A 13,888-nucleotide genomic window follows, 5' to 3' on the forward strand; every position below is an offset into this window, starting at 1 on the left:
CCTCACGCCTTAATTACTTTAACTGCGCATTTTTTAAAGTCAGTTTGTTTGGATATGGGATCAGTTGCATCTAAAGTGACTTTGTTAATCAACTGACTGGCGTCAAACCAAGGTACATAAACTAAACCTACTGGCGGTTTATTACGACCACGAGTTTCAACTCGAGTCTTTGTTTCACCTCGCCGTGATTGCACAATTACTTCGTCTCCTCGCCTTAATCCACGCTTCTTAGCATCTACTGGGTGCATGTAACACACTGCATTTGGGAAGGCTTTATACAGCTCAGGAACCCTTTGTGTCATTGAACCTGAGTGCCAATGTTCAAGCACTCGCCCTGTACATAACCACAAATCATATTCAGCATCAGGGGATTCCGCAGGTGGCTCATAAGGCAGAGCAAAAATAATGGCTTTACCGTCTGGCTTGCCGTAAAAATCCCACCCATCGCGTTTTGCATAAGGATCTGAGCCTTTTTTAAAGCGCCAGAGTGTTTCTTTGCCGTCAACTACAGGCCAGCGAAGACCGTGTGCTTCATGGTAATCATCGAACGGTGCCAAGTCATGGCCATGACCTCGCCCAAAGGTGGCATATTCTTCAAATAGTCCTTTTTGAATATAAAAGCCAACAGCATCAGATTCAGGATTATCATAACCTTCAGCACGATCAGATAATGGAAATTTATCCACTTGACCATTTTTGTACAAAACATCAAATAGCGTTTTCCCCTTAAAGCTTGGGTTAGCATCCAATACTTCTTTTGGCCAAACTTCATCAGTGGTAAAGCGTTTAGAGAACTCAACTAATTGCCATAAATCTGATTTAGATTCACCGGGTGCTTGCACCATTTGGTGCCAAAATTGAGTCCGGCGCTCAGCATTACCGTAAGCCCCCTCTTTTTCTACCCACATTGCCGTTGGCAGAACCAAATCAGCAGCTTGAGTGGTCACGGTTGGATAAGGATCAGACACGACAATAAAGTTTTCTGGATTACGATAACCGGGTAAGCCTTCTTCATTCATATTGGGTGCAGCTTGCATATTGTTATTTACTTGCACCCAGTAACAATTCAGCTCACCATCTTTTAATTTTCGATTTTGAAGTACAGCGTGATACCCCGGTTTCGGCGGAATAATACCACTGGGGATTTTCCAAATTTTTTCAGTTATAGCTCGGTGTTTAGGATTAGCTACTACCATATCTGCGGGTAGACGATGTGAGAATGTGCCTACTTCTCTAGCAGTACCACAAGCTGAGGGTTGACCAGTGAGTGAAAATGGACTGCTGCCCGGAGTCGCAATTTTACCTGTAAGCAGATGAATATTATAAAGAAGATTATTACACCAAACACCACGTGTATGTTGATTGGCTCCCATTGTCCAAAATGACGTAATTTTGGTCTTTGGATCGGCATACCATTTTGCTAGCTCTAATAATTTGTGTTTTGGAACTGCCGAAATCTCATGGGCTTTATCAATATCATATTCAGCAACAAACTTTTTAAACTCTTCAAAATTAGAAGGTGAAGAAGCCCCTGCTTTATCCGCATTTTGCGCTTGCTGTTCTAACGGATGAGTTGGACGTAAACCGTAACCTATATCGGTAACACCAGTACGGAAATTAACGTGTTTTTTTACGAAGTCCCAATTAACCGCGTTATTTTGAATGATGTAATTAGCAATGTAATTGAGAACCGCTAAATCGGCTTGAGGGGTGAAAATAATCGGCAAGTCAGCTAAATCAAACGAACGATGACGATAGGTCGATAACACAGCGACACGAACATGTGGAGCACTCAATCTTCTGTCCGTAACCCGAGTCCATAAGATTGGGTGCATTTCAGCCATATTCGAACCCCAGAGCACGAACTTATCAGCCTCTTCCATATCATTGTAACAACCCATGGGTTCATCAATCCCAAAGGTTCGCATAAAGCCACCAACCGCTGAAGCCATACAGTGACGAGCATTAGGGTCAATGTTATTTGAGCCAAATCCCGCTTTCATCAGCTTGGAAGCCGCATAACCTTCCCATACCGTCCACTGCCCTGAGCCAAACATCCCAATCGCAGTAGGGCCTTTTTTCTTAATCGTGGCTTTCCACTTCTCAGCCATTATGTCGAAAGCTTTATCCCAAGATATTGGCGTAAAATTACCGTTTTTATCAAACTTGCCGTTTGTCATGCGAAGCATAGGCGTCGTCAAACGGTCTTCGCCATACATGATTTTTGATAAAAAGTAGCCTTTAATACAGGTTAAACCTCGGTTAACTTCACAATCTGGATCACCTTGGGTCGCAACAATTCGGCCCTCTTTTCTCGCCACCATGACCGAACAACCAGTACCACAAAAGCGGCATGGGGCTTTGTTCCATTCAAGTTTGGTAAATTCGCTGCTTGTTATGAGGTTGCTGGCCTTTGTTGGGAGAGCTAAACCCGCAGCGCCAGCAGCAGCAATTACGGCATTGGCTTTAATAAACTCACGTCGATTCATTTTCATATCTCGTCCTCTTCAAGCACTTCACTTTGCTGGTAAACGACTGAGGTAGAGATCACCCCGGGAATGGCATTAATTTCATCAACGCGCTCCATCACTTGTTTACGCCTTTCTCCTTCAATTACCACCACTAATTTGATCTCATTATTCACCGATAGCTCAGTATTTTTCATCACCATGATTGCCTGCCTGACTTCAGGCATTTTTTCTGGTTTGACTTGAACCACTAAACTACAAACATGAAGTTCTATGCTCATTTATTCACTCAATATTTATTGTTTTTGGATTATTGCTATTTCTTTGAAGTTTTAACTTGTTGGCGGACCAGTGAAAATAATCTGGCTCATCCAAATGAGGAAGCCATAGCCTCCAACAATTGCTATTGATAACAGTGGTGCAAGAAACACGGTAAGAAAGATAAAAACCTGAAATTCAGACTTTTTATCGTCACTTGAATCATTACCCATGTCCCCTCCTTTAATTTGGTCGAGTTAAGTTCCAACCAAGCGATTGATGCCGCTCAGCGGTAAGTTCGTCCATGTGAAAACATTAAGAAAAGAGTAAAACTGATCGGGTTGAAACGAATCCAGACCAATTCCAGTAATTGGCATTAAGAATGTTCTTGGTGAAAAAAACGGTATGATTTTTTTATAAAAAATGATGTGAACTTGGTCACACTATGACTTGTAAGCCCCTGTTCAGATTAGTGGAAAACATCAATAACGAATTGATTAAAAAGAAAAAGGTTGCCCTATGGACAACCTTTTAAATATCACTAAATACGATGAGTAGAATTAGTAACCTTTAACCCCTGTCATATTAGGTAAATGATGTGCAATACCTTTATGACAATCGATACAAGTCTTCTCACCACTTGCAAGTGAAGTTGAGTGCGCTTCTGCGGCTCTTGGCGCTTGACGAGTAAAGTCCATGTAGTCGAAGTTATGACAGTTACGACATTCTAGTGAGTCGTTCGCTTTTAACCTCGCCCATTCATGCTCGGCAAGCTCTCGGCGTTTTGCTTCAAACTTTTCACGAGTATTAATAGTGCCAAAGATTTTACCCCACACTTCTTTTGAAGCCTGCATCTTACGCGCAATCTTATTCGTCCATTCGTGCGGTACGTGACAATCAGGACAAGTTGCTCTCACGCCACTTCGGTTGCTGAAGTGAATAGTGCCCTGTAGCTCTTCATACACGTTGGCTTCCATTTCGTGACAACTAATACAGAACTCTTCAGTATTGGTTACTTCAAGGGCAGTGTTAAAACCACCCCAGAAGATAATTCCCGCGATAAAGCCACCAATGGTTAGAAAGCCTAAACTATAGTGAACACTTGGTTTAGCCAGTACACGCCAAACCTGTTTCAGTTTATTCATCATAGTGCCTCCTAGTGCTCTGCACTTTTCTTGGCTTCGGCCGCTTCAAGCAACTTATCTACATCAATAAACACGTTTGGCACTAATGGTTGAGCTTCATCTTGTGCAACATGACATTGAGTACAGAAGTAACGACGTGGCGATACTTGTGCCAAGAAGTGATTATCACGAGTCATATAGTGAGTCACACTGACCATAGGCGCTTTTGACTCTTCGATACGGCTGCGATCATGACAGCTTAAGCACTGGTTCACTTTAAGGTTTACCTGATACTTTCTCACTTTATGAGGCACAACGGGTGCTTGAGTCGGAAATGCACGACCAAAGGTTCCATTGTGGTCCACTTCATTTTTCAATGGCGGTGGCGTTGGCTCGCTAGTAATCGCTGTACCACGCAAAGTAGCTAAATCATCTTCGTTAATCACTTTATCCGCAGCAGTCGCTAGAAAAGCAGAGCTAGTTAATGCTAACAGTGCAGCCATTTTTACGACGGTTTGTTTAACTGTTTTCATCATTCGCTCCTTATGCCTTGAACACTTTAACTGCACACTTTTTAAAGTCAGTCTGCTTAGAAAGTGGATCTGTCGCATCCAGTGTCACTTTGTTGATCAGTTGGCTAGCATCAAAGAAAGGTACATACACCAGACCTACTGGCGGCTTGTTACGGCCACGAGTTTCAACACGAGTTTTAATTTCACCTCGACGGGACTGAACAACCACTTCATCACCACGACGTAAACCTTTTTCTCTCGCATCTTTTGGATGCATGTAACAAACAGCATCAGGCACGGCTTTATACAGTTCAGGCACACGTTGAGTCATAGAACCAGTATGCCAATGCTCTAGTACACGACCAGTACATAGCCACATTGGGTACTCTTCGTCTGGAGATTCTGCAGCAGGCTCATAAGGTAGAGCAAAAATCACTGCTCGGCCGTCTGGCTTACCATAGAACTCATAACCTTTACCCGGAGTAACATACGGATCAGAACCTTCACGGAAGCGCCATAGGGTTTCTTTACCATCGACAACAGGCCAACGTAGACCGTGTACTTCATGGTAAGTATCAAATGGTGCTAAATCGTGAGCATGTCCACGACCGAACTCAGCGTATTCTTCAAATAGACCTTTTTGAACGTAGAAACCGAATGCTTCTGACTCTTCATTGTCATAGCCTTCAGCCATATCAGACAATGGGAACTTGTTCACGTTGCCGTTCGCATAAAGCACGTCAAATAGTGTCTTACCTTTATACTCAGGATTTGCTTCTAGTACGTCTTTTGGCCACACTTCATCAGTAGTGAAGCGCTTAGAGAACTCCATGGTTTGCCATAAGTCAGATTTAGCTTCGCCCGGTGCTTTCACCATTTGATGCCAGAACTGAGTACGACGTTCGGCGTTACCATAAGCCCCTTCTTTCTCAACCCACATAGCAGTTGGCAGTACCAAGTCAGCGGCTTGAGTAGAAACGGTTGGATATGGATCAGAAACCACAATGAAGTTTTCAGGGTTACGCCAGCCCGGAAGAATTTCTTCGTTGATGTTAGGTCCAGCTTGCATGTTGTTGGTTACTTGAGTCCAATAACAATTCAAGTCACCATCTTTCAACTTACGGCTTTGCAATACGGCATGGAAACCCGGTTTTGCTGGAATGATGCCGCTTGGGATCTTCCAATTTTTTTCAGCAATTGCACGGTGCTTAGGATTCTTAACCACCATGTCAGCTGGTAAACGGTGAGCAAATGTCCCTACTTCACGTGCAGTACCACAAGCTGATGGCTGACCGGTTAGCGAGAATGGGCTGTTACCCGGAGTGGCAATTTTACCCGTCAATAAGTGGATGTTATAAAGCAGGTTGTTACACCAAACACCACGAGTATGTTGGTTTGCACCCATAGTCCAGAAAGAAGTTACTTTCAGTTTAGGATCGGCATACCATTTAGCGATTTCAATCAATTTGTCGGCTGGAACACCAGAAAGCTCTTCTGCTTTCTCAACTGTGTATTCAGAAACAAACTTCTTAAATTCATCAAAATCGATTGGAGAAGACGCACCCGCTTTATCAGCATTTTTCGCTTTCATTTGGGTAGGATGGTTAGGACGTAAACCATAACCAATATCCGTCATACCCTTGCGGAAGTTAACGTGTTTCTTCACAAAGTCCCAGTTCACTGCATCGTTTTGAATGATGTAGTTAGCAATAAAGTTCAGAATTGCTAAGTCAGTTTGTGGAGTGAACACCATTGGTACGTCAGCAAGATCGAAAGAACGATGCTTGTAAGTAGAAAGTACACCAATACGAACATGTGGCGCACTTAAACGACGGTCAGTCACACGAGTCCATAAGATTGGATGCATTTCTGCCATGTTCGAGCCCCACAACACGAAGCGATCGGCCGCTTCCATATCGTTGTAGCAACCCATTGGCTCATCGATACCAAAGGTACGCATGAAACCACCTACCGCAGACGCCATACAGTGACGAGCGTTAGGGTCAATGTTGTTAGAACCAAAACCCGCTTTCATCAGTTTTACAGCAGCGTAGCCTTCCCAGACTGTCCACTGACCTGAACCGAACATACCTACAGCAGTTGGACCTTTTTTCTTAATGGTCTCTTTCCATTTTTCTGCCATGATGTCGAAAGCACTGTCCCAAGAAATTGGGGTAAACTCACCATTTTTGTCGTATTTACCATCGGTCATACGAAGCATTGGCGAGGTTAGACGGTCTTTGCCGTACATGATTTTAGACAGGAAGTAACCTTTAACACAGTTTAAACCGCGGTTAACTTCACAATCAGGGTCACCCTGTGTTGCGACAACTTTGCCGTCTTTACGGGCAACCATAACTGAACAACCAGTACCACAAAAACGGCATGGTGCTTTGTTCCAGTCTAATTTAGTTTGCTCTGAACTTGTTATGAGATTGCTTGCAGTAGCAGGTAACGCTAAGCCGGCAACGCCAGCCGCTGCTGCTACAGCATTCGCTTTCATAAACTCACGTCTATTCATTTTCATATCTCGCCCTCGTCAAGCACTTCACTTTGGTGGTAAACCATGGAGGTTGATATAACGCCTTCCAGTGCGTTGATTTCATCAATCATATCCACAATTTCGCGGCGACCTTTTCCCTCTAGGACCACCACTAATTTAACTTCGTTGTTTACCGACAGCTCAGCGTTTTCGATGGCCATAATGGCCTTACGAACGTCAGACATATAATCTGGTTTTACTTGTACCACCAAGCTGGTTACGTGAAGTTCTTTGCTCATTTTTACACTCAATAAAAGATTTGTTATTTTTCGTTTGTCGTTTTAATTAACTCGTGGGTGGTCCCATCAAAATCTGGCTCATCCATATTAAAAAGCCATATCCACCAACAATTAAAATTGACAGAAGCGGCGCTAAAAACACGGTCAAAAACACGAACATTTTTAGTTCCACTTTCTTCTCATCGCTCGAAGCATTACTCATGTATCCTCCTTGCGGATATTGTCGATAAGTAGTGTCAGCTGAACCCTCCAGCTGATGAGTTAATAATAACGGGCAACAAAATGAAGCTATACCCTTAACAGCTGTTAAATTCGTGTATCGGTTGATCCAGATCATTCAAAATGAAAAGTTAATGACGAGAAGAGCATTAAAAGGAAAGCTGTGGCTTTTTTAGGCAAAGAGTATTCATGATCCAGATCAATTTTCTTATTCAAAATTAATCAGTTAAAAATTGAAATAGATCACATCACGTTAAATTGTTAGCAACTAAATAGAAGCTAACAATAGAGTTACAGCACTAATAGTAAATCATCATTGGAAGATTTTGAGTGTATTCGAACACAGCTGAAATGGACTTTTAAAGATAGTTTTAACAAGAGGCCAAACCTTATTTAACCTGAGCTCTGTATAAAGAAATCAGTACCGTACTGTTTTAATAGATGAAATTTAAATTGAATCTACAGTGCAGCTAATTTTGTGTAGTTCAAGGCAGAACAGTTCGTAATAGCCAGCCTATTTCGAGCTGTTCTAACACAGAAATACGCATAAGTAGCTGTGCTGTAGAGGTTTGCTTATGCAGAGCTCAGGTTATTTAGCCTAAAGCTGTTTTCATTTTAAAACCTTCATGAGTGGCTACAAAACCAAGTTTTTCATAAAAACGAATGGCATCTGGCCTTTGTTTATCGCTTGTAAGCTGAACTAATGAGCACCCTCTTTCTTTTGCTAAGGATATAGCATGGTTAAACATAAGCTCACCAATACCCATTCCTGTAGAGCGTGTTAATCTTTCATGATTGTTTTTGCAGCGATAAATTGGTTATCTTATGCAAGGCGGAGTTTGTGCTGTGTGGTTACTCCACATAAACAAACGATAACGCAGCAGAAGTGACCAATTTACGCTGTCTGCGATGCCTTTGAGCGCTTCTTGTTCTGTGTTGTGAGCAGCTTACTTAGATGACTAAGCTTTACTGCTCACGCCTTGAACAGAAAAGCGCTCAAATAGCACAAAATTCAATCCAGAAAGATCAACACGCTCTAATATTTTCACTCACTCTTACACCTTCAATTAAGCAGCGCCAACTGCCTTTGTGTGTCAGATACGGTATGTAAGTGATTTGCAGCATTCCTATAACTTCATTATTTAGAGTCGCTATCAAAAGCTGATTGTTTGGGTCGGAATTAATAGCACTGAAAGCTTCAAGATATGATTTATTGAGCGGTAAATCTGTATTTTCTCTAAGCTTTCCAAGGTCATCATTAGCGAGCAATTCTACTAATTCAGGCAAATCTTGCTCAACTGCATTACGAATTTTAACTTCCATTTATTCCCTTAAGTTGTTAACTACTATGTAGCCATTTTGTTATTAAAAAGAGAAGAATGGTATTAATCTTTATTCACTTTCATCTTGTAAACCTGACAGCTCCAACACTCTAGTTTCATCACCATCAAAGCTCAACTGATTGGCCTTTTTCCAGTAAGCCTCTACGCCATCTTTGCCTTGTTTGTCATGGGAATTCACTAATTGTTCACGCTGCCCAACAAAATCATATAATGGCACACCCATTCCACATGACGATTGGGTTTTATCAACATCTAATACAAAAACTTGTCTTGTTCCAGTAAAGGTAGGAAATAGTGCTTGATACATTTTCCAATCACTATCTCCCTGATGCAGCACTCTAGCTTTACCGTACAATCGCAGAATTAAAGGGCTACCTTCAAAAGCACAAAACATAATAGTCATTCTTGGGTTTTGCTGAACATGAGCAGATGTTTCGTTGCCACTGCCCGTTAAATTTAACCAGACCACTTGATGTTCGTTTATGATCCTAAATGCATCTAACCCTTTTGGGGATAGATTTACAGTTCCTTCATTTGCTGCCGTTGCCACAAAAAACATCTTTTGTTTCAAGATAAAATCTTGTTGATGAGTAGTGATCGACTCAAATATTTTGCCCATTTTACATCCTTATTTTTTCGACCTTTATTGAATGAGGTCCATTAATCATGTTTTAAACTTTATTGTAAAAAACCACTTGTTTGGCTAGATTCTTACTCCTTGTTTTAAAAAATATTTTTCTCAATGTCAAATCCACTTGCGCCTTTAACGCAGCATGACAGAACAGCGATTGCTGGTATTGATTTCGTAGCAGTACCTGAAAACGATCACGCAATGGAAGTAAGAGTGCGTGGCGAGGATCTTTTTAGCCAAAAATATCGCTTTTCATATAATGGTGATAGTTTGATATTGACAAAAATTGCTAAATTCCATGTCCTACAATCTGATTCAATCCGAGGGTTAGACATACAAACTTATCCGAGTGAAAACATGCGTCCAGCTTTACTCGCTGCGCTCACCAACCCTAGCTTACCGGTAAAGGTACTGCACCATGAATTAGGCGTAATTTCAGATGCTGAGAGAAAATGGTTATTTGCTTCATTACCAGAACGTAAAATAGAGGAGTTAGTGCTTTATGTGCTCCATTCTATGCAGGAAGCACAAGGAGCAATCAACCTAGATAATTCTATTTTGTTACAACTTCCACCCAAGGTCGTAGCGAGAACACTAGCTACTCAACATACTGATGTGCAAAGAAGAGTATTAGTTAACTGTGAAGTCTCAGCTGAGCATCAAGCCGCTAGACTAGAAATTATTATTAACTTTCCTGCCGATGCTCCCCCAACGTTTATCTCGCGAGTTGATGAAGATAAAATGATAAGTATCCTTTCACCGAAATTAGATGAAACTAGTGGTTGGCCATATCCTTGTCATGACTTCAACAATTACATAGCTTTTTTGAAACGGTTACCACAAGAGCAATTATCCATTATCATAGGTTATATGTCTCCAATAGGCCTCACTCAGCTACTATTGAGTTTCTCATTGAAAGAAGCTTGTACTTTAATCTCTTATCTTGAACCAAGAAAAGTAGCCGAATTTTTGGTGTCAGCTACTTATTTTACCAAATACCCAAAATCAGCAGCAATCACTGAAAAAAATCACTGGTGGTCAACAGGGAAGCAACTTATTGAGCTAGAAGATTGGCTGAGTTGTTACAGAGTCAGTGACGTGAAAGCTAAAGTGACTAAATTAGATTCTGACTTATTTCCTGCACAAACTTACAGCACACATCAATTAGTCATCGAATTGGAAAAAAGGAACCCTCAACAATTAAAAGAAGCCATTGCTGCACTATCTAGAGAAGAATCAAAATTTATAATTAATATGGGATCTCAGTATAAATCACAGCCATCAGCTCAGATAGCTTACTTTCATATGCTATCTACTTTGTTGCTACAGGTAAAAGGTAATCCTACCTGTCAATTTACTCGTTATTGTTTTGACGACCAACGTAGGCATGCAAGCCAAATTGTATTCCACATGAACAATGACGAAATATATAATTTAATTAAATTAGTAGCACCTAGAGAAGCACTGAGAACTATCTTTTACCTTCCGTTGTTAAGGCGAGGAAACTTCATATATTCTGAGTATGGTAAAGATTTTATTGAAACCACAATCAGTCAATGGCTCCAAAATGAATGTCGCCCATTTCATAACCATAAAATGTTAGCGACAGCCATCAGTGAACTTGGCTGGCAAGAGACAGCTATCGCCAGTTGGTTTCTTTATTATTTACCCAAAGCTTATACAGCAAGAGTTATTAGATACTTAAATCCCCTTCTAGTGAAGCAAGCCGTTTATTTTTTATATCACAACATGAGGGGCGACAGTGATAGCTCTGAATTAGATATCCCATTGTGCCGAGCCGCCCTTGAAAATATAGACACAAGACTACTCTTGCAAGATGCTCCTATATCTAGTGACGGTCTCCCCATAGACTCAAAAAAGACTTTACAATCGCCATCAAAGTTACCTACGGCTCTTGAACCTCCTTGCTTGCAACCAAGCCTCCCCACAGCTTCAGCAGTTGCAGTCGCTGAATTAAGCATCGCACAGCCCTCAACAAATGCGGAAGCTTTAATAAGCACTCAAAGCGAAGCTGAGACATTGCCTAGCGGCGAGATAGGAACCACTGATACTGTTTTAAAATCGACTCGAGATGTCACTCAAGAAAAAGTCACAGATGAAAATAGAAGTGCGGAAGACTTCTTTGATTCTCTGTCAATAGAAGAATCTACTGTGCTGGTTTCTGAAAAGTCAATAGTACGAAATACACAAAAACAGAAGATAAATAATAAATTTAAGCAAATGAAAACTCTAAAGGACTACCAAAGACAAATAAAATCGGATGAAGATTATTTTGTAGAACTAGCAAATAAATTACCACCTGAAGCACTTAAATATTTAGTGCAAAGCAAGCCTAGTAGCTTATCGTTGTTCCATCCAAGTCTTATAACAAGGCTACCTCCATTGGCTGTAGAGTGTATATTTGACCATACAGAAAATGCTCCAGCCCTCTGGTGTACATTACTTGTTGGAAACTTCACCCAAGAATTATTCTTCCTTTTTCAACAGCTGCACTTTAAGAAGCGATCAAAAGTTAACCGCATTTTAAATGAAAAACAATGGTTATCTGTGGCCAGAAAGTTATCTGAATCTCAGTTACCATTTTGGGTAGATTTTCGCTCTGAATTACAAACTGTATTTTTTAATAACCAGTTTGCCAGCAGCACAACTAAACTTACCCAATATCTTCGTGTTTGTGATCCTCAACAATTCTCCGCCATTTTGGAATCAATCGCTCCAGAAGAAATTAGCGCAAGCTTAGCTGCGCTCCCCCCCGCTAAAGCGGCTGACTTGCTCATTGAAGCATCAACACACAGAAAAACCTCGATTATTTTATTCTTTCTATACAATAACGATAAAGAGAACTTGTCTTTAATAATTCAGAGTACTCCAGATGAATATGTTATTGAAAGAACGAAAGTAATAATAAATAGTGAAGGCCAGAGGTCGACCGAAAAATATGGGATACCATTTCATGGTATACGCCAAAAATTAACAGAAAATTTCAAGATGATACAACACCTTGAGAAGCTGAGAAAGAGTTGGAAAATGCCTGGAGATAAAACTGAAGGAACGGCTTTAACATCACCAAAAAGTTTTGTTCGTTTAGCCTTTCTCTTTGGTCAAGAGATAAGACATGATCGAATAGCCAGATTAATTCAACTTAAATTCTCAGATCTTCGGGTTAGATTGCTAGATATTCAACTAGAAGCACCTAGAAGAGTAAATGTACTTCAATCTACAGAAAAACAGGGGCAATCTACACAAAACCATGTTCAATATTATGATGATAAACTCAAACTCTATCCAATTTTAAGGTCACCCAAACAAGATTCACAACTCGATGTTAGTGAAATTCCACCCGGCCGATTTAAAACACCTTTCAGCATGGATGAGAACTTTATCAGCTTTACTATGACGCATGCCGAAAGTCAGGGCTATGAGTACATTATGAGTAAAGATTACTCAGTATTAATGATGCGGATGTTGGATGAATTAGAGTATGTAATGCCTGACAAAACTTTTAGAGGTCGTACAATCCAACCTGGGCTTCAAGGCTTGGTTCCTGTAGCAGGTTTTCTGATTGCAGCCAGAGGTGGGCCATCATTAACTAGATATTTAGCTGGAAAAAATGGAGTACCTAACGAATTGAATATCTGGGTTTTAAAAAAATTGTGTGAAGACTTATCATTTTGTCATGGAGGCGGTTTTTATTTTAGAGATATAAAGCCTGACAATATCTTGATTGCTGAATTTGCCGACCATGCCACCACTAGCCAACAAAGGCATGAACTTCCACAACTCTATTCAGTTGATCTCAGTGATATGTGCCTGCTAAACCCTAACCCAGAGGGTGAACATTTCTCTATTGTGGATATGGATGCTAATACCGGTACAGAAGCATTCATGACCTCTGAAATATTAGAACTGAAAAGAGGTACAACAAATTATGCTGAACTAGCGCTGGCCTTAAGAGCTGCCGACAACTATGCGATGATTTTAACTATCTTTTATACAATTTCAGCCAAAGCAAGAAAAGTGATTATACGGCCATGTGATTACCCACAAGATAGTCCATTCTACATTGCGGACAATAATGGTGTAAGCATGCGAAAAGACGGTATTCTGCACCAGAATAGTACGCCAGCAGATGATATAAAAATATTACTAGACTTGATTGAAGAATATGTATTCAAAGAATTTCAAAGTGATGTCAGACTATTTTTAACTAACCCTACGGTTTTTGATTTCGACCATACCATTGATGAAGTAATTAATTGGTACAGAGATTTAGATAAAAATTATCAAACCAATATTCAACAATTTGAAGACTTCAATGAAAACGGCGAATTAGCACCTTTAAGCGAAGAAGATAGACCTGAAGAAAAGATGGCATTCGAAATCCCTCAAGCGAAAGCCCATCCTGAAGCTAGTATTTCTCAGCACAATCATGAAGTCATACGTGATAAGACCAAGGTTCCAAACACGTCAAAATCGCTCACTTGATGCCTAACTTATTGCTATCACATTAAAAACATTAAAATATTTTAAT

12 protein-coding genes are annotated in these 13,888 nt (G+C 40.6%); 1 reads left to right on the top strand and 11 read right to left on the bottom strand.

Going from position 1 to position 13,888, the window contains the following annotated elements; translation table 11 throughout:
* Nucleotides 1–2: 2 nt before the first annotated feature.
* The 11 genes from napA (AC1EU0_RS10225) to AC1EU0_RS10275 form a co-directional block, all read right to left on the bottom strand.
* On the bottom strand, nucleotides 3–2,489 hold the full coding sequence (napA, locus tag AC1EU0_RS10225) for a nitrate reductase catalytic subunit NapA (protein WP_480302320.1): 2,487 nt from the start codon (nucleotides 2,487–2,489) through the stop codon (nucleotides 3–5).
* Nucleotides 2,490–2,491: 2 nt separating this feature from the next.
* Nucleotides 2,492–2,749, bottom strand: a complete 258-nt coding sequence (locus AC1EU0_RS10230; protein ID WP_480302294.1) for a chaperone NapD — start codon at nucleotides 2,747–2,749, stop codon at nucleotides 2,492–2,494.
* A 51-nt stretch (nucleotides 2,750–2,800) separates the two neighbouring features.
* Nucleotides 2,801–2,959, bottom strand: coding sequence for a periplasmic nitrate reductase, NapE protein (locus tag AC1EU0_RS10235; protein ID WP_480302295.1), 159 nt, complete (start codon nucleotides 2,957–2,959; stop codon nucleotides 2,801–2,803).
* 327 nt (nucleotides 2,960–3,286) lie between these two features.
* The gene (locus AC1EU0_RS10240; RefSeq protein ID WP_480302296.1) at nucleotides 3,287–3,874 is read right to left on the bottom strand and encodes a cytochrome c3 family protein; all 588 of its coding nucleotides are present in this window, start codon (nucleotides 3,872–3,874) and stop codon (nucleotides 3,287–3,289) included.
* Nucleotides 3,875–3,882: 8 nt separating this feature from the next.
* Complete coding sequence (locus tag AC1EU0_RS10245) at nucleotides 3,883–4,386, bottom strand: nitrate reductase cytochrome c-type subunit (RefSeq protein WP_480302297.1); 504 nt, start codon at nucleotides 4,384–4,386, stop codon at nucleotides 3,883–3,885.
* Nucleotides 4,387–4,393: 7 nt separating this feature from the next.
* Entirely contained in the window at nucleotides 4,394–6,883 is a 2,490-nt protein-coding gene (gene napA, locus AC1EU0_RS10250; protein WP_480302321.1) for a nitrate reductase catalytic subunit NapA, read from the bottom strand.
* 2 nt (nucleotides 6,884–6,885) lie between these two features.
* A complete protein-coding gene (locus AC1EU0_RS10255) occupies nucleotides 6,886–7,143 on the bottom strand; it encodes a chaperone NapD (protein ID WP_480302298.1) in 258 nt (85 codons plus the stop codon).
* Nucleotides 7,144–7,189: 46 nt separating this feature from the next.
* A complete protein-coding gene (gene napE, locus AC1EU0_RS10260; protein ID WP_121839983.1) occupies nucleotides 7,190–7,345 on the bottom strand; it encodes a periplasmic nitrate reductase, NapE protein in 156 nt (51 codons plus the stop codon).
* 610 nt (nucleotides 7,346–7,955) lie between these two features.
* Nucleotides 7,956–8,129: a GNAT family N-acetyltransferase gene (locus AC1EU0_RS10265; protein ID WP_480302299.1), complete on the bottom strand. Its 174-nt coding sequence runs from the start codon at nucleotides 8,127–8,129 to the stop codon at nucleotides 7,956–7,958.
* A gap of 259 nt (nucleotides 8,130–8,388) precedes the next feature.
* Nucleotides 8,389–8,685 (bottom strand): GNAT family N-acetyltransferase, encoded by a 297-nt coding sequence (locus AC1EU0_RS10270; protein ID WP_480302300.1) that lies wholly within the window; start codon nucleotides 8,683–8,685, stop codon nucleotides 8,389–8,391.
* Between the two features lie 69 nt (nucleotides 8,686–8,754).
* Entirely contained in the window at nucleotides 8,755–9,324 is a 570-nt protein-coding gene (locus AC1EU0_RS10275; RefSeq protein WP_480302301.1) for a pyridoxamine 5'-phosphate oxidase family protein, read from the bottom strand.
* A gap of 123 nt (nucleotides 9,325–9,447) precedes the next feature.
* Here AC1EU0_RS10275 and AC1EU0_RS10280 point away from each other — a divergent pair, with 123 nt between their 5' ends.
* Nucleotides 9,448–13,842 carry a hypothetical protein gene (locus AC1EU0_RS10280; RefSeq protein ID WP_480302302.1) on the top strand — a complete coding sequence of 1,465 codons (4,395 nt, stop codon included), beginning with the start codon at nucleotides 9,448–9,450 and terminating at the stop codon, nucleotides 13,840–13,842.
* Nucleotides 13,843–13,888 lie beyond the last annotated feature (46 nt).

The organism is Parashewanella sp. 2210YD4-3 (assembly GCF_056591735.1).